The 19,438-nt window shown below is 65.5% G+C and carries 16 protein-coding genes and 1 tRNA gene; 12 read left to right on the top strand and 5 right to left on the bottom strand.

Annotation, left to right across the window (positions count from 1 at the left end):
• The first annotated feature begins 2 nt into the window (after positions 1 to 2).
• The 7 genes from BG22_RS06795 to tsaD all read left to right on the top strand — a co-directional run bounded on the left by BG22_RS06795 (position 3) and on the right by tsaD (position 9,167).
• On the top strand, positions 3 to 1,007 hold the full coding sequence (locus BG22_RS06795) for a DUF4194 domain-containing protein (RefSeq protein ID WP_258186252.1): 1,005 nt from the start codon (positions 3 to 5) through the stop codon (positions 1,005 to 1,007).
• 1 nt (position 1,008) lies between these two features.
• A complete protein-coding gene (locus BG22_RS06790; protein WP_140494333.1) occupies positions 1,009 to 4,614 on the top strand; it encodes an ATP-binding protein in 3,606 nt (1,201 codons plus the stop codon).
• Positions 4,615 to 4,652: 38 nt separating this feature from the next.
• Positions 4,653 to 5,624, top strand: coding sequence for a DNA polymerase III subunit delta (gene holA / locus BG22_RS06785; protein ID WP_140494331.1), 972 nt, complete (start codon positions 4,653 to 4,655; stop codon positions 5,622 to 5,624).
• Positions 5,625 to 5,833: 209 nt separating this feature from the next.
• Positions 5,834 to 6,394, top strand: coding sequence for a tRNA (adenosine(37)-N6)-threonylcarbamoyltransferase complex ATPase subunit type 1 TsaE (tsaE, locus tag BG22_RS06780; RefSeq protein WP_140494329.1), 561 nt, complete (start codon positions 5,834 to 5,836; stop codon positions 6,392 to 6,394).
• 201 nt (positions 6,395 to 6,595) lie between these two features.
• A complete protein-coding gene (tsaB, locus tag BG22_RS06775) occupies positions 6,596 to 7,480 on the top strand; it encodes a tRNA (adenosine(37)-N6)-threonylcarbamoyltransferase complex dimerization subunit type 1 TsaB (RefSeq protein ID WP_140494327.1) in 885 nt (294 codons plus the stop codon).
• The gene (locus BG22_RS06770; RefSeq protein ID WP_140494325.1) at positions 7,480 to 8,127 is read left to right on the top strand and encodes a GNAT family N-acetyltransferase; all 648 of its coding nucleotides are present in this window, start codon (positions 7,480 to 7,482) and stop codon (positions 8,125 to 8,127) included. Before tsaB ends, BG22_RS06770 begins: the two co-directional genes overlap by 1 nt.
• Entirely contained in the window at positions 8,124 to 9,167 is a 1,044-nt protein-coding gene (gene tsaD, locus BG22_RS06765) for a tRNA (adenosine(37)-N6)-threonylcarbamoyltransferase complex transferase subunit TsaD (protein WP_094668381.1), read from the top strand. The genes BG22_RS06770 and tsaD overlap by 4 nt, the downstream gene beginning before the upstream one ends.
• 90 nt (positions 9,168 to 9,257) lie before the next feature.
• Here tsaD and BG22_RS06760 read toward each other — a convergent pair whose 3' ends face one another.
• The 3 genes from BG22_RS06760 to BG22_RS06750 form a co-directional block, all read right to left on the bottom strand.
• The gene (locus BG22_RS06760) at positions 9,258 to 9,530 is read right to left on the bottom strand and encodes a DUF4160 domain-containing protein (RefSeq protein WP_181163425.1); all 273 of its coding nucleotides are present in this window, start codon (positions 9,528 to 9,530) and stop codon (positions 9,258 to 9,260) included.
• Positions 9,523 to 9,756 (bottom strand): hypothetical protein, encoded by a 234-nt coding sequence (locus BG22_RS06755; RefSeq protein ID WP_140494321.1) that lies wholly within the window; start codon positions 9,754 to 9,756, stop codon positions 9,523 to 9,525. Before BG22_RS06755 ends, BG22_RS06760 begins: the two co-directional genes overlap by 8 nt.
• 107 nt (positions 9,757 to 9,863) lie before the next feature.
• Positions 9,864 to 9,936 (bottom strand) — tRNA-Asn (locus BG22_RS06750).
• A gap of 304 nt (positions 9,937 to 10,240) precedes the next feature.
• Here BG22_RS06750 and BG22_RS06745 point away from each other — a divergent pair.
• Both BG22_RS06745 and BG22_RS06740 read left to right on the top strand, forming a co-directional pair.
• Positions 10,241 to 11,092: an SDR family NAD(P)-dependent oxidoreductase gene (locus BG22_RS06745; protein ID WP_140494319.1), complete on the top strand. Its 852-nt coding sequence runs from the start codon at positions 10,241 to 10,243 to the stop codon at positions 11,090 to 11,092.
• 161 nt (positions 11,093 to 11,253) lie between these two features.
• Entirely contained in the window at positions 11,254 to 12,108 is an 855-nt protein-coding gene (locus BG22_RS06740) for a M23 family metallopeptidase (protein ID WP_258186251.1), read from the top strand.
• Positions 12,109 to 12,149: 41 nt separating this feature from the next.
• On the opposite strand, the gene BG22_RS06735 is transcribed toward BG22_RS06740, so the two are convergent.
• Positions 12,150 to 13,943, bottom strand: a complete 1,794-nt coding sequence (locus BG22_RS06735) for a hypothetical protein (protein WP_140494316.1) — start codon at positions 13,941 to 13,943, stop codon at positions 12,150 to 12,152.
• A 202-nt stretch (positions 13,944 to 14,145) separates the two neighbouring features.
• Entirely contained in the window at positions 14,146 to 15,366 is a 1,221-nt protein-coding gene (locus tag BG22_RS06730) for an NADP-dependent isocitrate dehydrogenase (RefSeq protein WP_094668385.1), read from the bottom strand.
• A gap of 126 nt (positions 15,367 to 15,492) precedes the next feature.
• Between BG22_RS06730 and BG22_RS06725 the strand changes: the two genes are divergently transcribed.
• Genes BG22_RS06725 through def form a run of 3 tightly spaced genes read left to right on the top strand, consistent with a single transcriptional unit; the run spans position 15,493 to position 19,264 of the window.
• Positions 15,493 to 16,620 (top strand): GuaB3 family IMP dehydrogenase-related protein, encoded by a 1,128-nt coding sequence (locus BG22_RS06725; protein WP_094668386.1) that lies wholly within the window; start codon positions 15,493 to 15,495, stop codon positions 16,618 to 16,620.
• Between the two features lie 26 nt (positions 16,621 to 16,646).
• The gene (locus BG22_RS06720) at positions 16,647 to 18,773 is read left to right on the top strand and encodes a long-chain fatty acid--CoA ligase (protein WP_140494314.1); all 2,127 of its coding nucleotides are present in this window, start codon (positions 16,647 to 16,649) and stop codon (positions 18,771 to 18,773) included.
• Between the two features lie 5 nt (positions 18,774 to 18,778).
• Entirely contained in the window at positions 18,779 to 19,264 is a 486-nt protein-coding gene (gene def / locus BG22_RS06715) for a peptide deformylase (protein WP_094668388.1), read from the top strand.
• The last annotated feature ends 174 nt before the right edge of the window (positions 19,265 to 19,438 follow it).

Here is a 19,438-nt window from a genome sequence, read left to right as displayed (position 1 = left end):
CGATGAACAACAGGGAAGATATGGACGATACGAACGACATGGCCCAGCATCCCGGCGAGAACGGCGAGCGGCTCAAGGCCTCCGGGGCATACGGGTCGAACGAACCGCATGATACGGACGCCTCATACGCGTCATACGCGACGGACGAGCCACACGATGCGGACACCGGCGACGCCGAAGGCGCGGTCAACCCATACGCCCTGTTCGAGGGCGACAGCGGCGACATGACCGCCGACGCACGCCGGGCCGCAATCGCGCTCAAACGCGAGCGCTACATCTCCGGCGACCTCTACGACACCGTGCTCGACAACCGGGCCGCCGTGGTCCGTTCGCTCAACAACGACCTGCTCGAACTCGTGGTCAACGAACGCTACCGCATCATGATCGCCATGCCCGTGGCCGACTCCGACGTCACGCTGCGCGCGTTGAAGACCCGCACGAGTCTCAAACGCGAGGAGGCGGCGCTGCTCGCCTTCCTGCGCATCCGCGTGCTCGAATACGAGAACGCGCACGAGGGGCAGGACGACTGGCTGGTCAGCTTCGAGGAGATCAGGGCGGCGCTCGCCACCGGCACCGGCTACCTCGCCTCCCGCAACGACGAGGAGGGCGTGCTCAAACAGGTGGGTGCCGTGGTCTCCGCGATGTGCACCTACGGGTATCTCGACCATCTGGCCGAGGACGAGACGATGTACCGCATCACGCCGCTCGTGCCGGTGGTGCTCGACCGCGAGCTGGCCGACGTGTGGCTGGACGCGGCCGACGCCGCGGTGCGGGACGAGGATGGACGGGATGGCATCGGTGATGGTCCCGACGGACATGATGCCGGCGGAGCGGCCGCGGGCCGGTCCGCGGCCGATGCGGCGACGAATGGCACGGATACCAACGACGGCGATGCGATCGACGAACGCCGATACGCCGAGCCGCTCTTCGGCGACGTAACGGACGAGTCCGACGACGGGAACGCCGCCGACGCCGGCGACGCGGCGGGCGAAACGGAAGGGGAGTGACATGGCCAAGGACCTGCAGATGATCGCCGACCGGTGGATGATGGAAAGCCGCCAGCTGGTCAACTGGGGATCGTACGAGGGCTACCACGAGTTCCGCCCGTCCATGGACCGCGACTTGCCGGTGACGCTGCTCGCCGGCGCCAGCGAATCCGGCAAATCCACGCTGGTGGACGCGCAGATTTCGCTGCTGTACCCGACCGGCACCCCGTTCAACAAGGCGTCGAACTCGGGCCGTTCGGAGCGCAGCGACTACACGTACCTGCTCGGCATGGTCGGCGTGGGCAACACCGGCGACGGCGACCGGCCGATCTACCTGCGCGGCCGCGACCGCGCAACCGGCGCGCCGCAGGCCGTCTGGGGCGCGATCGTGGACACCTACCGCAACGCGACCGATGGCGCGACCCTGTCGTGCGGCAAGTTCCTGTACCTCATGCCCGGCGACGAGAAGAACGCCGTACGCCGCCAGTACGCGGTCTGGGACCAGCGGATCGACCCGCGCGTCATGGACCGCTACCGCGACGCGCCGTTCACGCCGACGCAGCTCAAGGCCGCATACCCGCAATGCCTCACGTTCCCCAGCGCCGAGGCGTTCCACGAGCACATCTGGGCCGTCATGGGCCTGAGCGCCGAAGCATGCCGTCTGCTCGCCAAAATCCAGTCCGCGGACGCGCCCTCCCGGCTCGACGACATCTTCAAGCAGGGCGTGCTCGGCGTGCCGGAGGCCCTCGAACTGGCCCGCACCACCATCGAGGACTACGAACGCTACGACCAGAACTTCCACGCCATGGAGGAGAAGACCCGCCGGATGAACGCCCTGCGCGGCATCCGCGAGGCTTATGACGCATGGGCCGAGGCGCGTGGCAAGGCGCTCGCCTTCGACCCGGTCAGACCGGCCGACGGCGCGGTGCCTCAGACCTTGCGCGACTGGGCGACGGCCCGTATGGCCGAGGAGGTGGCCAAGCAGCTGCCGATTGACCGCGCCGAACAGGGGGACCGGGATGGCGAGGCCAAGTCCGCCCGCCGCCGCGCCGAAAGTCTGCGGTCCCGCCTCGACCTGATCCGTGCCCAGATGCAGGGATTGGATGGCGGGAACCTGACCCGCCTCGACATGGAACTCGAGCAGGCCCGCAGGACCCTGGACGACGTCGAAGCCACCCGCACGCGCATCGAACAGACGTTCGCATCCATCGGGGAGCAGCTGCCCGACACCGAAGAGGCGTGGAACGAACGACGCCTGGACGCCGTGAACTTCAAACGCGGATACGACGAGCACGCCGAGGCATGCGAGGAATCCCTCACCGCGGCCATCAACGCCCGCGCCGACGCCCGTACGGCGATCGAACGGGCCCGGCGCGACTTCGACCGGCAACAATCCCAGCGCACCCGCATCTCCCAGCAGATGGACGAGACCCGGGCCATGCTCTGCCGCGCCACCGGACTGACCGCAGCCGAACTGCCCTACGTCGCCGAACTCATGGATGTGCGCGAGGATCAGGAACGCTGGCGTCTGGCCATGAACGTGGCCTACGCGCCCATCGCCCAGACCATTCTGGTGGACAAGCGCCACGAGCGGGGCTTCGCCGCCAAGGTCAGCACCATCGACCCGCATGCGATGACCCGCCGCACCTGGCAGTTCATCGACACCGCGCATGACTACGAGGCGGACGGCCGCGCGCGCACCGGAGCCGACGGTGCGGGGGACAACGGAAACGGGCATGCCGCATCCGATGATGAGGATTGGCTGTCCGGCAAACTGCGTTACCGCGAGGACTCGCCGTTCATCGGATGGCTGCGCACGCAGACCCGCTCCGAACGGCTCGACGCCCGGTGCGTCGACGCCATCGACGACACGGACCGCGACACCCGTCAGGTGCAGGCGGACGGACAGATCAAATCCGGCTCGCGCGGACAGCACGGCATCAAGGACCGCGCGCAGGTCATCGGATTCGCCAACGAGTCCTACCTCGACGCGCTCAACCGACGCATCAAGGACGCGCAGGCGGCCCTTCAGGAGGCGGAACGCGACTACACGGCCGCCAAGACGCAGTCCGACAACCTGCATCGCGGACTCGAACTGGCCAACCAGCTCGCCTACACCTCATGGGAACGCATCGACGTGGTCGGCGCACGCAAGGCCATCGAGGACACGCAGAACGCCATCGACGCCATCGTCAAGGACCCCAAGCTCGCCGAACTCACCCGGCAACGTGACGAGCTGAACGACGAGCTCGACCGAATCGAACGCCGCCGCATCGAGGCGGAACGTGACGCCGCCTTCGCCGGACAGGCCGTGGACGCGGCCGTGCTGTGGCTGCGCGACCATACGGGCGCGAACGCAGACACAGCCGCAGGGTCAGGCACAGGCGTGGGCAAGGCCGAGCGCGCCGACGCCCTGCCCGAGGACGTCCTCACCGCGCTCGCGGAATCGTACGAGAACAAGTTCTCCGGCATGACGGATGCGGCGATTCGTGCCCATATGATCATCGGCGCGGGTGCGGCGACGAGCACGGGTGCGAACATGGGCGCGGGCGAGAGCGCGCCAGGTTCCATAACGCCGCAGACGAGTTTCACGGACCGGGTCATCACGGGAATCGGCAAGGACGTGGCGGCGCACGTCGCCCTGCTGGAGAGCCAGGCCGACGCCAAGCGCGCCGCCGTCGAATCGCGCATGGGCACCTACGTCGGCCTGTATGCGGCCGATGACGACGCGCTGACCGCCAGCGTGGCGGACTACCGGTACTATCTCGACGAGCTCGACAGCCTGACGCGGCTGTCCGCCGTCGCGGCCACGGACGCCGAATACCGGCGGTGCCTCGACCAGCTGCTGATGAGCCTGCTGACCATCAAACGCGCCATCGACACGGACGCCGGCGACATCCTCGACCAGCTCGACCGCATCAACGCGATGCTGGACGGGCAGACCTTCGGCCCGCGGCACGGCAGTCTGTCGCTGCATGCGGACGTGCGCCGTCCGGACCGTGCCTTCGCGGCCGGGTTGCAGCGCGCCATCCGCCTGCTCAACGACTGGAAGGGCGGAGGCGACGGCCGGCAGGGCGATATCGGGGAATCCCGCCGGACGTTCGCCGCGTGCGCCCCGATCATCGAACTGCTGCGCCGCGAACTCGCCCAGGTCAAGGACGTCAACGGCATCCGCAGCTACGGCGCGCGCAACCTCGATCCGCGCTGCCGCTCCTCGTTCTACGCCGTCGTACATCACGAGGACGGGCCGGACGAACGCATCACCTCCACCGGCGGGCGTTCGGGCGGCGCCCTGCAGGAGCTCACCTCGTTCGTCTACGGCGCGGCGCTCATCTACCTGCTCGGCGGCGGCATGGAGAACCGTCTCAAGCCCAGCTACACCACGCTGTTCCTCGACGAGGCGCTCATCAAGGCCGACGGCCGCTACACGCAACGCGCGTTGAGCGTGCTGCCGCGACTCGGCTTCCAGGTGATCGTCTCCGCCCCCGAAAGCAAGACCGGCGAGATCCTCGAGGTCTCCACCAAGGCCTACGTGACCCGCAAGGACCCCGACACCGGGCTGACCTCGCTCGCCGAAGCCACATGGGGCGACTACGCCGACGCCTTGGAGGAGCGCGTCGACGACTGATCGGTTGATTGTCCAACGGATGTGGGGTGATGGAGACCATGGCCAGAGCAGCAACGAACGCACCGGTGACGGTGGTGCCGGGCGGGGACGCCTATCTCAACGGGGAACGCGTTAAGGAACTGTGCGCCGCGGCGCTCAAGGCCCGGCCCGACGCGGAACTCATCGAACTGGACGCCACCACGGCGGACCGGTACGCCTTCGACGAAGCGGTCAGCCCCTCGCTGCTCGCGGACGTGGCCGTGGTCAAGCTCACGAACCTGCAGAACGCGGACGACCGGCTCGCCGAGGCGCTGGTGGACTACACCAAGGAGGCGCTGAAGGATCCCGCTGGCTCCAGCGTGGTGGTCTGCCAGCATGAGGGCGGCGTGAAGGGCAAGCGCGTCCTCGACCAGCTCGTCAAGGCGGGCGCCCGCAAGGAGGAGGTGCCCGACCTCAAGAAGCCGGATGCCCAGCTCAACTTCGTCATCGCCCAGTTCGAAAGGCGCGGCCGGCGCGTGGAGCCGTTGGCCGCCCAACAGCTCGTCTCCGTGCTGGGCGGCAGAACCGGCGAACTGGCCGCCATGTGCGAGCAACTGTGCTTCGACTTCGACGACGATCCCATCGGTCTGGACCGTGTGAACCAGTATCTGACGGCCAACCCGCAGGTCACCGGCTTCGCCGTGGCCGACAAGGCCGTGGAGGGGCGTACCGCCGAAGCCATCGTGATGATGCGCTCAGCCGTCGAGCAGGGCACGGACCCGATCGCGCTCATCGGCGCGCTTGCGATGAAGCTGCGCACCCTCGCCAAGGCGTCCGCGGTGAAGTCCGGCACGATCTCGCAGGCCGAGGCGAAGACGAATCCCTGGGTGCTGCGCAACGCGATGAGACAGCTCGGCGGATGGACTTCGCCGGGATTGTCCCACTGCATCCGCATGCTCGCCTGGGCGGATGAGCAGAGCAAGTCGAACGGCGGCGATCCGCTGTACGCGCTGGAACGCTGCATCGAGGACATCAGCCGCAAGGGGCGATGATGGCCGGCGGGCGGACGGTCGCTCCCGTGGCTGTCCGGGACGCCCCGAAACGGATGTGCCGGCGGGAATCGAACCGAATGGAACATCTGTTCGAAACGATGACGTGCCGCGGTGGTTTCACACCGGCGACGCGGCGGCATAGGACATGCATATGGCATGCCGGGATACATCGGAGCACATGACGCAACGGTCGGAAAGGAGTATGGAATATGAGCGAAACAACCACGGTGACGGTGCCGACCGGCGAGGACATGCAGGCGTTGGGGCGCCGCGTGGCGGGTCTGGTGCGTGGCGGCGACGTGCTGCTGCTGTCCGGTCCGCTGGGCGCCGGCAAGACCACGTTCGCGCAGGGCTTTGGCGTGGGTCTCGGCATCGGGGAGCCCATCGTCTCGCCGACCTTCACCATCGCCCGTGAGTTGGATGGCAGGTTCCCGGACGGCACGCCCGCGCATCTGGTGCATGTGGACGCCTACCGGCTCGGCGGCGCATCCTACGCGCCCGGTCAGGACGCGGTCGGCCGCCTGCTGGACGAGCTTGAATCGCTGGGATTGGACGAGGAGCTGGAGGACCCCGGCGAGCACACGGTGGTGCTCATGGAGTGGGGTGAGCAGATGGCCACGGCCCTGGCCCCCGAACGTCTCGAGATTCATATCGAGCGCCCGCTGGAGGCGGCCCGCGCGGTCGACGAGGACGGCGAACTGACCGGCGACGGCGACCGCATCGTGCGGTTCGTCCCGGTCGGCGCGCGCTGGGCGTCGTTCGCGCTGTAGCCGGCATTCGCCGGTCTCGGCCCTTGCCACAAGGGACCGGGAAGGGGCGGCGAGATGCACATCTCCTCGTTTCCCGTTGCATAGGGAATCAGGACACGAATCGGAGCGCATGCCGGAGCCGCTCCGAGGCTGCCCTGGTAGTACACTCGTAAGGGCTTTTTCCGGCCGGATATCCCGGCCGATGTTGTGAGGAGGATTGCATTGGGCACGCACCATACGCTGGTGATCGACACCTCGTTCGGTTCCACGGTCGGCGTCACGGGAGGGCACGAACCCATCGTCGAGACCGATTCGCGCACCCATGTGGAGAGGCTGCAGGGCAACATCGCCCGTGCGGTCTCGGAGGCGGGACTGAAGTCCGCCGACCTCGATGAAATCATCGTGGGCGTGGGGCCCGCGCCGTTCACCGGCCTGCGCGCCGGCATCGTGGCGGCCAAGGCGCTGGCCTTCGCCACGGGCGCCCGGCTCGTCGGACGCAACGTGCTCGAACCGCAGGCGCAGTGGAATCTCATCCGCCGGGCCAAGGCCGGCACGCTCGGCGATCCCAGGACGTTGCATGTGCTCACGCTCGCCGTGAACGACGCCCGCCGCAAGCAGCTGTATTTCGAACTGTGCCCGAGCCCGTTGGATAGGGGAGGCGTCGAAGGAATCGAAACCGCCGCAACCGTTGCGAACGCGGCCGATACGTCCTCAACCGGAAGAGTCTTGCCCGCCGATGCTCCGTCCGCCCCGCTCATCGCCATGGACATCGATTACCCGGCGTCGATCGTGGAGCGCGTGAACCATGCGGTGCATGCATACCGTCAGGCCGTCGAAGGCGACGTGGTGGTGGACGTCATCGGCCACGGCGCAGCAAAGTACGCCGACGTGCTGTCGGGCATCGCATCGGTCGGCGACATCGTCGACGAGTCCGTGCTCGATCAAGGCGCGCAGGGACTCGACATCTTCGCTGCGGATGCGGTCGTCGCAGCCGCCCGCAATCCGGGCGCCCCGGTCGAACCGCTGTATCTGCGGCGTCCGGACGCCGAGGTGCCGGCGCCGCTCAAGCATGTGCTGGGCCATGAAGGCGCGGAGCGGACGGCCTGATGATCAGGGGATTGGATGAACTTGGCCGTGAGCGTGCCATCGCCGCCATGCGGGCGCTGGAGGTCGAGCTGTTCGGCAACCACGCGTGGAGCGAGACATCGGTAAGGCAGGAACTGACCGCACCGGGGCGCGTTTACGTATTCGACGTGGCGGGCGGGTCGCCGGACGCGGTGGGCGTAGCGCAATCCCCGGCCGAGTCTTCGGCTGAAGTCTCGCCGGCTCCCATCGTCCGCGGATTCGCCGGATACTGGTACGACGGCGAGGACGCGGAGATCATGGACGTGGGCGTCGGCCGTGCCTACCAGCGTCGGGGCATCGCGAAGGCGTTGATGGGGGAGCTCATCGCACGGGCCAAAGCCCAGGGCGCGCGACGCATGCTGCTCGAGGTCAGCGTGGTCAACGAGCCGGCCATTGCCCTCTACCGGGGCTTCGGCTTCGAGCGCATCGGCCTGCGCAAACGGTACTACCAGCCGGAAGGCATCGACGCATACGTGATGGCGTTGGATCTGGAGCCGCGCGTGGTCGGCTTCCAGAGCGCCGTCGGCACGGCGGCGGATGCCGACGTCATCGATGGCGGCAACGTCAATCGCGGCAGCAATCACGACGGCGAACACGGCGACGACAAGGAACAGGAGCGGCAATCATGAGCGAACCGATCGTACTGGGCATCGAATCCACCTGCGATGAGACCGCGGCGGCCATTGTGCGCGGCCGCGAGCTGCTCTCCAACGTGGTGGCCTCCTCGATGGAGGAGCACGCGCGATACGGCGGCGTGATCCCCGAAATCGCCTCGCGCGCCCATGCCGAGGCATTCGTGCCATGCGTTTCCAAAGCGTTGGCTGACGCGAACATGACGCTCGCCGACGTGGACGCCATCGCCGTCTCCGCGGGCCCCGGCCTCGCCGGTTGCCTGGCCGTGGGGGTCTCCGGCGCCAAAGCGCTGGCGTGGGCCTCCGGCAAGCCGCTGTACGGCATCAACCATGTGATCGGGCATATCGCGGTCACGCAGCTGCAGTTCGGCGCGTTCCCGCCGGACACGCTCGCGTTGATCGTCTCGGGCGGCCACACGTCGCTGTTGCATGTGGAGGACATGCCTCGCAGGATCGGCGTGGTGGGCACCACGCTGGATGATGCGGCGGGCGAATGCTTCGACAAGGTGGCGCGACTGCTGGGCTTCCCGTACCCCGGTGGCCCGCACATCGACCGTCACGCCCAGCACGGCGACCCGCACGCCATCCGCGTGCCGCAGGGCCTCACGCAGGGCAAGGCCGGCGCCGCCCATCCGTACGACTTCAGCTTCTCCGGAGTCAAGACCGCCGTGGCCCGTTGGGTGGAAAGCGAGCAGGCCGAGGGGCATGAGATCCCCGTGGACGATGTGTGCGCGTCGCTGGCCGATTCCGTGGCCACCGTACTCGCCCGCAAGGCCATGCGCGGCTGCGAGCAGTACGGCTCGAACACGCTGATCGTGGGCGGTGGCTTCTCCGCCAACTCGCAGCTGCGCGCCAAGCTGCTGGAATACGGTGAGCGGCATGGCGTCGAGGTGCGCATCCCGCAGATCAAGCTGTGCACGGACAACGGCGCCATGGTCGCCATGCTCGGCGTGAACCTTGTCGAGGCCGGAGTCGCCCCCAGCGCCCCGGACTTCGCCATCGATTCCGCCATGCCGCTGACCAAGGTCAGTATGTGATCTGCACGTCTTATCCTCTGCCGCGAAAACGTGAGAAGAACCGATTTTCAATGCCTCGGGGCATTAGCCCAAGCGGATGACCCTCCGCAATCAGCGATCGAAATGGATATCCTCGCCGAATAGTCTCGTCCATGCATCGACGACCTCGTCGAAGCCTCTGATGAGCGCTGCTTGAATCAAGCGAATATGCTTGGCAGGGATTTTCCCATGATTATGGGCGAGAGTCACGGTCCGGTCCTCATGCAAGACAAATCGGGCCAAATCCCTCTGGCTTCCTCGCGCCACATGTACATGTACGCCATGCTCGCGATCCAAGGTACTGAAATAGATGCTGTATCCGGCGAGGAAGAACACCTCAGGCATTGGCATATTCCCTATCGATAGCGCGGAAATCGTCAATCATCGGCTTCATCTTGCCGAACCAATGATGCAGGAAGGACTCTCCCTCCTTACCGAATGTGGACGACAGGATGTTGCCCTGGTCATCCAATGTCGCGGTCCGGTCAAAGCCCAGTTCGGAGACGACCATCGTGTCGTCGTCCCACTGGGTTTTGATTCCGTCGATGATGAACACGTTCTCCTCAGGCATCTTCGTCTCCTTTCAGTGAGGGAATAGACACTTCCATGATAGGACCTGACAGTCCGTTTGTCGGGAAAACAAAAAGGCCTCGGATTCGTCCGAGGCCTTTTATCGAGCTCCTGCGGCTGGGCTTGAACCAGCGACCGTCCGATTAACAGTCGGATGCTCTGCCAACTGAGCTACGCAGGAATGCGTCTGTACACATCGCCAAGCGATGCGCACAAGATGAATATGTTATCCGCAATCCTTGGCAATGCAACTTGCAGGGACTCTCCGGCGTGTCGCAATGATTCGCACTCCGCGACCATCACGGCGACCAACGGGGTCTTCCGAAAACTCCTCCCGGGCGCCGCACCAACTGTCCACGGCTGCGACAACCTCAACCATCACGACCCGAGCGCCCGTCGCAGCGTCGAACCGATGCCTCCCTATGTTAGGCTCGCCGTAACGGCAGCGGCGCGGATGCCGCAGCACCGAACAACGGAGGAACATCATGGCGGACGCCACGATTTTCGATCAGTATCCGCTCGATCAATGGAAGGAACCGGGCCACCGCATCATGGACCGTTTCTCCCTAACGGGCAAGAAAGGATTCGTCACCGGCGGCGCCGGCGGTCTCGGCCGCAACGTGGCGGCGGCATGGGCCGAGGCGGGCGCCGACGTGGCCATCGTCGATCTGCCGCGTACCAAGGACGTGCTCGAACCATTGGCGAAGGAACTGTCCGAGCGCTATGGCACCAACGTCGTGCCCCTCTACTGCGACGTGTCCGACCGGGGACAGGTGGATGCGCTGAAGACGTCACTGATCGACGAGCTCGGCACCGTGGACGTCGCGTTCATCAACGCCGGTGTGAACGTGCCCGGCGACGATGCGGACGAGCCGTACGAGGTCTGGCAGAAAACCATCGACATCAATCTGACCGGCGCCTATCTGACGGCCCAGATCGCCCAGCACATCATGCGCGACCATGGCCACGGCGGCTCGCTGGTCTTCACGTCGTCCCTGTCGGCGCATAATGCGAACTTCATCGCCGGAGGCCCCTCGCCGGTGGCCGCCTACGGCGCGTCCAAGGCCGGCATCTACGAGTATGCGCGCTATCTTGCGGCCGCTTTGGCACCCTATGGCATCCGCTCGAACGCGATTTCGCCCGGATACGTGTGGTCCGGCATCTTCGAGGGGCGCATCGTGCCCGAGGCGCACGACCTGATGACCGCGCCGGTGCCGATGCACCGGTTCGGCACCAACGAGGAGATCGCCTCCGCGGTGCTGTTCCTCGCCAGCGACGCCTCCTCATACGTCACCGGCACCAACCTGCAGATCGACGGCGGCTATTCCGTGTACTAACGACGTATAACGACCACAGCACGTTCGTCGGACGCGAATGTGGATAACTCCGCAAGCTGGGACCACATGGCCGCGTTCGGCTGGACGGATGGGGCAAACGCCCTCCAAGGTGGTGTCGTACGGCGAAGACGCCGATGCGTAATCATCACCAAGGAGGGCACATGCGATACAACGGGTATTGGTTCGATTGGCGGCGCGATGAGGCCGCGCGGGCGGCCATGCGGCACGCCAAACATCATGCGTGGAAGCAGCGGCAGACTGAGGAACGCCATCGGTACGTCGGAGGGATGCTCGCAGTGACGGCAGTGTGCTGTTGCGCGCTGGTCATGTCATTGGGCATCATGACGCATCGTCTGTCTTCCGGGGGCAACTCCCCGGAGTACGACGGTGATGCATCGGCATCGACGGAGCTTGTTTCTGCCAGTGCGGCGCAGAATGGCATCTGCCCGATGCCGATGGTGACGACAGTGCCGGCATCAACAATGCCGGCGTCGATAGTGCCATCTGCGTGGCTGTCCGATGAAGTTTCCGAAGCCGTAATAATGGCGGGAGAGAACAACCGTTCCGGCGAAATCGACGAAGATATCCCGTCACGTTGCGTGGCGATGTACAGCTGGCCGGTCGAGGAGCCCCGCATCGAGCAACGGTTCGATGGCCCCGCAAGCCCTTGGCTTCCGGGGCATCGCGGTGTGGATCTGATGGCCGAACAAGGTACCGGAATCGTCGCTCCGAAGGCCGGAACCGTGAGTTTCGCCGGCAAGGTGGCGGGAAAGCATGTGGTGAGCATACGGCATGACAACGGCGTGACCTCCACGTTCGAGCCGGCGACCACCACGCTCAACGTGGGTTCACGCGTCACTCGGAACCAGCCTGTCGCCACGGTGGAAGGGGAATCCGATCATTGCGAGGACCATTGCCTTCACTGGGGACTGAGAAGAAGCGCCACGGGCTACCTTGATCCGCAGCGTTACACGGGCAACAGGAAAATCGCGTTGAAACCGCTGGACGGGGAGTGACTCCGACCGTGGATGGATTGGGACTGGGCGGACCCGGCCCGTCACAGTCCCGCATCGGCCAGAGTGATATAGCCAGGGTCGATGAGCGCGGCCTTGAGGTTGCTGGCGCTTACAGCCAGCGGCGGTTCGCTGATGATCGGCACCTTCGCGACGCCTCCGACCTCGCCGTTGCGCACCGAGGACATCCCCGACAGCGCCTTGCCGGTGTTGAGCCGCGCGCAGGCATCGGCGATATCGGAGGCGATGGCCTTGCGGTTCGCGATGCCGGTCATCCACTGCTTGCCGTTGACGACGGAGGGAATGTTCGAGATGTACGCGCCATATCCGGTGACCAGCGGCCACTGGGAATCGCGGGCCTTGTCGGTCTTGTCCGAGGAGGCGTCGTGCTCGTCCTTGGAGGCGCCATCATCGGCTGCATCCTGATCGGCGGTATCGTTCTCCGGTGACTTGATGGGGTCGGGCACGGCCTGTCGGGCCAGATCCTTCTTGCCGGCGATGTTGCCCACGATGCCCGAGATCGTGATTTGCGGGTTGATGTCCGCGGCTGACCCCGTATATCCAAGATCCTTGAGCTCGCTGACCACTTCGGAGGCCACATAATCGTTCAATGCGATGACGGCATCCACGCGGGTGGGGGAGTCCGTGCCCGACTTCAGCCGCGTGGCCAGCACCTTGGCGCTCGACCCCTCCTTTGAGGCGTCGTATGCCACGGCGCGCCAATCGTCCTCGGTGGTATTGGCATCCAGCGTGCCCGAGGGGCTTTCCGCCACGCCCTTTTCGTAGTAGGCGCCCAGCACCTGCCAGATGCCGCGGAACGCCTCCTGGGCGAACGCGGATTCGTCCGTGTCCGCTACGGCGCCGGATGCGTCGCCCGAGGCGCTGTCGGACGCGTCGTCGGACGTGCCGTCCTTGACCGGAGTGTAGGGCAGCAGCACCTCAATACGCTTCGGATTGTCCTTGCTGGCCTTGGCGAGCTGGAGTTTGGAGACGATCTTCTCCGCCTGCAGCTTGCCGATGGTCTGCGCGTCCGTGAACTTCACGAACGCGTCCGGCTTGTACCCTTCGATGCTGTTGCCCAGCAGCACCACATGCATGCCGGATTCCTTGGCGAGTTTGAGCGAGGAGACCAGACGGTCGGCCGCCTCAGCCTGCGTGTCGTCCGCGGTGTCCGCACTGTCGGTGGCGGCGGACGAATCAGTGGAATCGGATTGGGCGGTCGAACCGGATGAATCCTTGGCATCAGCGGAATCCTTGGAATCCGACGAGCCGGACGTCGAACCGCTCGACGAATCGGCTGACGAACTATTTGACGAACCGTTTGCGGACGTGTCGGCGTCGTCACCGGACTCGTCCTGCGTGGTGCGCAGTTCCTGGCTCACGTAATCGCCGTACTGGCGGGTGGAGGCATCCGCCTCGACCACCGGGGCCACGAGCAGGGTCATGTTCTCGGGCTCGATGACGATGCCCGCGTCGTTCGTTTTGCCCTTGTCCGACAGATGACTCACCACATAGTCCTGGATGGCGCGGCTCTGCTTGTCGAGCGAGTCCGAGGTGGTGTGCGTGATGTTGTCCTTCTTGAAGCCGGCGTCAGTCAGCGACGCGGTGAGGTCCGGCGTGAGCTTCGCCCACTTGTTCAAGGGCGTCTGCTGGCTCAGTGTGATGCCGTCGGAGGGCGTGAACAGGGCCACGGCACCCGTCGAGGACATGGTGATCGTGGTCTGGCCGTCGTTGGTGTGTGTGTCGGAGTTCGAGGCGCAGGATGCCAACGAAAGCACCATCGCGCAGGTCGCGGCAAGGGCGGTGAATGCGGTGGCTGGACGGTGTGCGAACACCATAGGCGTACGAAACCTCCTCAAACGGGCGTCGGAAACAAGCTGAATACCGATAGTAGTCGGCGGTGTATGAAAAAGTCCCGGATACGCGGTGCGGTCGCCGCGTATCCGGGACAAATCAGGGTTGTAGGGGGACTGGTGGGTCAGCCATCGGCGGTGCCGAGGGCACCGGCAGCTCCGCCGTCAGCCGACCCGTGGTCCGCCGTCAGTCGGCCAGGGCCTTCTGCAGGTTCTCGTCCAGCGCGTTCATGAAGCCCTCGGTGTCGAGCCACGGCTCGTCCGGGCCAATGAGCATGGCCAGATCCTTGGTCATCTGGCCGCCCTCGACGGTGTCGACGATGACCTTCTCCAGCGTTTCGGCGAAGTGTCGCACCTCAGGGGTGTTGTCCAGATCGGCACGGTGCTTGAGACCGCCGGTCCACGCGAAAATCGAGGCGATCGGGTTGGTCGAGGTCTTCTCGCCCTTGAGCCAGCGGCGGTAGTGACGGGTCACGGTGCCGTGCGCGGCCTCAGCCTCCACGGTCTGGCCGTCCGGGGTCATGAGCACGGAGGTCATGAGTCCCAGCGAGCCGAAGCCCTGCGCCACGGAGTCGGACTGCACGTCGCCGTCGTAGTTCTTGCAGGCCCAGATGTAGCCGCCGTGCCACTTCAGGGAGCTGGCGACCATGTCGTCGATGAGGCGGTGCTCGTAGGTGAGCCCGGCGGCCTCGAACCGGTCCTTGTACTCGGTCTCGTACACTTCCGCGAAGATGTCCTTGAACTGGCCGTCGTACGCCTTGAGAATCGTGTTCTTGGTGGACAGGTACACCGGGTAGTGGCGCTTGAGGCCGTAGTTGAAGCAGGCGCGGGCGAAGCCGCGGATCGAATCGTTCACGTTGTACTGCACCTGGGCCACGCCGCCGTCCTCGCCGTAGTCGTAGACCACATGCTGGATGGGCTCGGACCCGTCGGACGGGGTGAAGGTCACGGTCAGGCGCCCGGCACCCGGCACCTTGAAGTCGGTGGCCTTGTACTGGTCGCCGAAGGCATGGCGGGCCACCACGATCGGCTTGGTCCAGCCGGGCACCAGACGCGGCACGTTGCTCATCACGATCGGCTCGCGGAAGATGGTGCCGCCGAGGATGTTGCGGATCGTGCCGTTGGGGGACTTCCACATCTTCTTCAGGCCGAACTCCTTGACGCGCGCCTCGTCCGGGGTGATGGTGGCGCACTTGACGCCCACATGGTGCTTCTGGATGGCGTGCGCGGCGTCGATGGTCACCTGGTCGTCGGTCTCGTCGCGGTGCTGGATGCCCAGATCGTAGTAGTCGAGGTTCACGTCGAGATACGGCAGGATCAGACGGTCCTTGATGTCCTTCCAGATCACGCGGGTCATCTCGTCGCCGTCGAGCTCCACGACGGTGCCTTCGACCTTGATTTTGGCCATGTTTCCTCCCTGTAGATGGTGTGAAGTGTTTCAAGTCTTAGCGCAAGTTTGTAACGGCCGGCGTGCCGTGACGACAATATGGACACCGCCGGGCGCGCGTCCGTCCCCGGCAATAGTCTTGAAGCCATGTCTCAGGAAATTGAAATCGGTTTGGGTAAAAAGGGCCGTCTCGGCTATGCGCTGGATGACGTCGCCATCGTTCCGTCCCGTCGCACGCGCGATCCCGAGGACGTCTCCACCTCCTGGCAGATCGACGCCTACGAGTTCGACGTTCCGGTGCTCAGCGCCCCGATGGATTCGGTGACCAGCCCGGAAACCGCCATCGACATGGGCAAGATGGGCGCGCTCGGCGTGCTCGACCTCGAGGGTCTGTGGACCCGCTACGACGATCCGACCCCGCTGCTCGAGGAGATCTCCGACCTGCCCGCCAATCAGGCCACCGCACGCATCCAGCAGATCTACGCCGCGCAGCCGGTCAAGCCCGAGCTCATCACGCAGCGTCTGCACGAGATCCGCGAGGCCGGGGTCACCGTGGCCGGCGCCCTCTCCCCGCAGCGCACGCAGGAGTTCTACTCGACCGTGGTCGATGCGGGCGTCGACCTGTTCGTCATCCGCGGCACCGTGGTTTCCGCCGAGCACGTCTCCTCGGATCACACCCCGCTCAATCTGAAGAAGTTCATCTACGACCTCGACGTGCCGGTCATCGTCGGCGGCGTCACCAACTACACCGCGGCCCTGCACCTCATGCGCACCGGCGCCGCGGGCGTGCTCGTCGGCTTCGGCGGCGGCGCGGTCTCCGCCACCCGCCAGACCATCGGCGTGCAGGCCCCCATGGCCACCGCCATCGCGGACGTGGCCGAGGCCCGCCGCGACTACATGGACGAATCCGGCGGCCGTTACGTGCAGGTCATCGCCGACGGCGGCCTGGGCGACTCCGGCAGCTTCGTCAAGGCGCTGGCGCTCGGTGCCGACGCCGTGATGCTCGGCGCACCTCTGGCCCGCGCCACCGAGGCGCCCGGCAAGGGCACGCATTGGGGCGCCGAGGCCCGTCACCAGACGCTGCCGCGCGGGTTCCGCACCTCGGTGGGCACGGTCGGCTCCCTCAAGCAGATCCTGTTCGGACCGAGCCACCAGGCGGACGGCAAGACCAACTTCATCGGCGCCCTCAAGCGCGCCATGGCCTCCACCGGCTACGTGGATGTGAAGAACTTCCAGCGTTGCGGCATGGTGGTCACCCCGTATTCCGCCCGCTGAGGGAACCGCGCCGTATAGTAGTGAACATGCGTGAACTAGTTGAAGCACCCAGGTATGTGACGACCGACGAGGATACGGTCTTCTCCCTGCTGGCCAAGCGCGCCGCGCGCACCCCGGACGACACCATCGCCGAGTGGCAGGACGAGCAGACCCACCAGTGGCGCAGCGCCACCGCATCCGAAATGCTCTCCCGCGTGCGCGAGGTCGCCAAGGGACTGTTGGGTCTGGGCATCAAGCCCGGAACCATGGTCCTCATCTATTCGCCGACCTGCTACGAGTGGGGCATCACGGACTTCGCCTGCGCCGCCATCGGCGCGGTGGTCGTGCCCATCTACGAGACCGATTCCGCGAAGCAGACCGCCAGCATCGTCGAAGAGGTCAATCCCGTCATCGCCTTCGCCGGCGATTTCCAACGCTCCCAGACGCTCGAGCAGATCCGCGCCGACCATCCGTCCATGAAGTACGTCTTCAATTTCCAGGCGGACGGGCTCGATGCGGTGGCAGACTTCGGCGAAGGCGTCTCGGACGAGACGCTCGAGCAGGCCATCGCCCGTATCAAGGCGGACGACCTGCTCACCGTGGTGTACACCTCCGGGTCCACCGGCAAGCCCAAGGGCGCCATGCTCTCCAACCGCAACTACACGCACATCGTGCTCAACGGCTACGAGATCCTGCGTGGCATGCTCTACGACGACAACCGTCTGCTGCTGTTCCTGCCGTTGGCGCACTGCTTCGCCCGATACATCCAGTACGTGGCCATCGGCGGCTGCGGCGTGGTGGGGTACATCCCCAACGCCAAGCACCTGCTTGCGGATATCCGCAGCTTCAAGCCCACGTATCTGCTGGGCGTGCCGCGCGTGTTCGAGAAGGTGTACAACGCCGCCTCGCAGAAGGCCGGCGCCGGCATCCAGGGGCGCATCTTCGCGCAGTCCGTCAAGCATTTCGTCAAGTGGAGCAAGGACGAGCAGGACGGTCGCGGGCACTCCATCATCGAGCGCATCCGCCACTCGTTCTTCATGGCCACGGTGGGCAAGTCCATCCGATCGGCGTTGGGCCCGAACCTTCGTTGGCTCGCCTGCGGCGGCGCGCCGCTCAACGTGGATCTCGCCCACTTCTTCAACGGCATGGACGACATCACCTTCATCCAGGGCTATGGCATGACCGAAACGGCCGCGCCGATGCTCGTCAACTGGGAGGATGACAACGAGGTCGGTTCTGTCGGCAAGCCCGGCCCCGGCATGGGCGTGCGTCTCGGCGAGGACGATGAGATCGAGCTGACCGGCCCGAACGTCTTCCTCGGCTACTACAAGCAGCCCGAACTGACCGCCCAGACGATGACCGCGGACGGCTGGATCAAGACCGGCGATCTGGGACGTCTGGACGACAAGGGCTTCACGTTCATCACCGGCCGCAAGAAGGACATCATCATCACCGCCGGCGGCAAGAACATCAGCCCCGCGCCGATGGAGGACATCATCAACAGGTGCCCGATCGTGGCGCATGCCGTGGTGGTGGGCGACGGCAAGCCGTTCGTCTCGGCGCTCATCGAGCTTGAGCCCGACATGCTGCGCTCCTGGCTGGAGGGCCAGGGCCTCGACGCGGACATGACGCTCGACGAGGCCCGTGGCAACGACGCGGTGCGCGCCTTCATCCAGCAGTACGTGGATCAGGCCAACGCCAACGTCTCCCGCGCCGAATCGGTGCGCAAGTTCGCGATTCTGGACGAGGAGTTCAGCCAGGCCAACGGCACGCTCACCCCGAGCCTGAAGATCGTGCGCGCCAAGGTGCTGCAGCGCTACGAATCGGTCATCGAGGATGAGCTGTACGCCCCGAAGGCCGGTGCGTCCAAGCCGCTGCCGGCCACCGTGAAGATTCTGGACAGCACCCAGGAAACGGTCAAGAAGGCCTCCGAACAGATGCGTCAGGCTTCGGAGCAGATGAAGCAGGCCTCCGAGCAGATGCGCACCAGCGTGTCGGATTCGCTGGCCAGCGTGTCCGAGAAGATCAAGAAGGCGAAGGGCGACATCGAGCAGGACGGCGAACACGACGCCGAGACCTCCGAAGCCACGGATTCTGCCGTTTCCGATGGCTCCGCGGACGAGACGGCCCAACCCACCCATCCCAACGAGAAGAACACGAAGAACGAGGAGTAGACCAATTGGCAATCCGTGAGATCAGGGTCGTTCCCGATCCGGTGCTGCGCACCCCATGCGACGAGATCAAGGAGATCACCCCGGCCGTGCGCCGGCTGGTCGACGACCTGCTCGAAACCGTGAACGACCCCGGACGCGCCGGCCTGTCCGCCAACCAGATCGGTGTGAGCCTGCGGGCCTTCTCGTACAACATCGACGGCAAGGTGGGCTACATCCTGAACCCGGTCATCGAGGAGACCTCCGGCGAGCAGTACGGCGATGAAGGCTGCCTGTCCGTGCCCGGCCTGTGGTACAAGACTCGTCGCGCCGACTACGCCCGCGTGCGCGGCATCGATCTGGACGGCAAGGAGATCGTGCTCGAAGGTCATGGTCTGATGGGACGTATGCTCCAGCATGAGTGCGACCATCTCGACGGCCACGTCTATCTCGACCGTCTCGAGAAGGAGGAGCGCCGCGCCGCGATGCGGTACATGCGCAACCGCGGCAAGTAAACGGCCTCGTCGCTCCGATCCATTACTCCAATCGGTGGGCGGCGGACAAACGTCCTCATGCCATCAGGCTCTCGTGTCTCACGACGCGGGAGCCTTTTCCACATCCCGTGATATTCTTGAAATTTGTGTGCCACCCGGCAACGAGCGCAGTCGCAGGCGTTCGGAGCCACCCCA

Origin of the sequence: Bifidobacterium sp. UTBIF-78, assembly GCF_006408945.1 — a bacterium.
In the GTDB taxonomy this organism is placed as follows: domain Bacteria; phylum Actinomycetota; class Actinomycetes; order Actinomycetales; family Bifidobacteriaceae; genus Bifidobacterium; species Bifidobacterium myosotis.
This window is presented reverse-complemented; position numbering and strand designations above follow the sequence as displayed.

Bases quoted from the DNA above. Each gene is read 5' to 3' on its own strand.
- BG22_RS06795 (WP_258186252.1), top strand. From the start codon at position 3: ATGAACAACAGGGAAGATATGGACGATACGAACGACATGGCCCAGCAT.
- BG22_RS06790 (WP_140494333.1), top strand. From the start codon at position 1,009: ATGGCCAAGGACCTGCAGATGATCGCCGACCGGTGGATGATGGAAAGC.
- holA (WP_140494331.1), top strand. From the start codon at position 4,653: ATGGCCAGAGCAGCAACGAACGCACCGGTGACGGTGGTGCCGGGCGGG.
- tsaE (WP_140494329.1), top strand. From the start codon at position 5,834: ATGAGCGAAACAACCACGGTGACGGTGCCGACCGGCGAGGACATGCAG.
- BG22_RS06770 (WP_140494325.1), top strand. From the start codon at position 7,480: ATGATCAGGGGATTGGATGAACTTGGCCGTGAGCGTGCCATCGCCGCC.
- tsaD (WP_094668381.1), top strand. From the start codon at position 8,124: ATGAGCGAACCGATCGTACTGGGCATCGAATCCACCTGCGATGAGACC.
- BG22_RS06760 (WP_181163425.1), bottom strand. From the start codon at position 9,530: ATGCCTGAGGTGTTCTTCCTCGCCGGATACAGCATCTATTTCAGTACC.
- BG22_RS06755 (WP_140494321.1), bottom strand. From the start codon at position 9,756: ATGCCTGAGGAGAACGTGTTCATCATCGACGGAATCAAAACCCAGTGG.
- BG22_RS06745 (WP_140494319.1), top strand. From the start codon at position 10,241: ATGGCGGACGCCACGATTTTCGATCAGTATCCGCTCGATCAATGGAAG.
- BG22_RS06740 (WP_258186251.1), top strand. From the start codon at position 11,254: ATGCGATACAACGGGTATTGGTTCGATTGGCGGCGCGATGAGGCCGCG.
- BG22_RS06735 (WP_140494316.1), bottom strand. From the start codon at position 13,943: ATGGTGTTCGCACACCGTCCAGCCACCGCATTCACCGCCCTTGCCGCG.
- BG22_RS06730 (WP_094668385.1), bottom strand. From the start codon at position 15,366: ATGGCCAAAATCAAGGTCGAAGGCACCGTCGTGGAGCTCGACGGCGAC.
- BG22_RS06725 (WP_094668386.1), top strand. From the start codon at position 15,493: ATGTCTCAGGAAATTGAAATCGGTTTGGGTAAAAAGGGCCGTCTCGGC.
- BG22_RS06720 (WP_140494314.1), top strand. From the start codon at position 16,647: ATGCGTGAACTAGTTGAAGCACCCAGGTATGTGACGACCGACGAGGAT.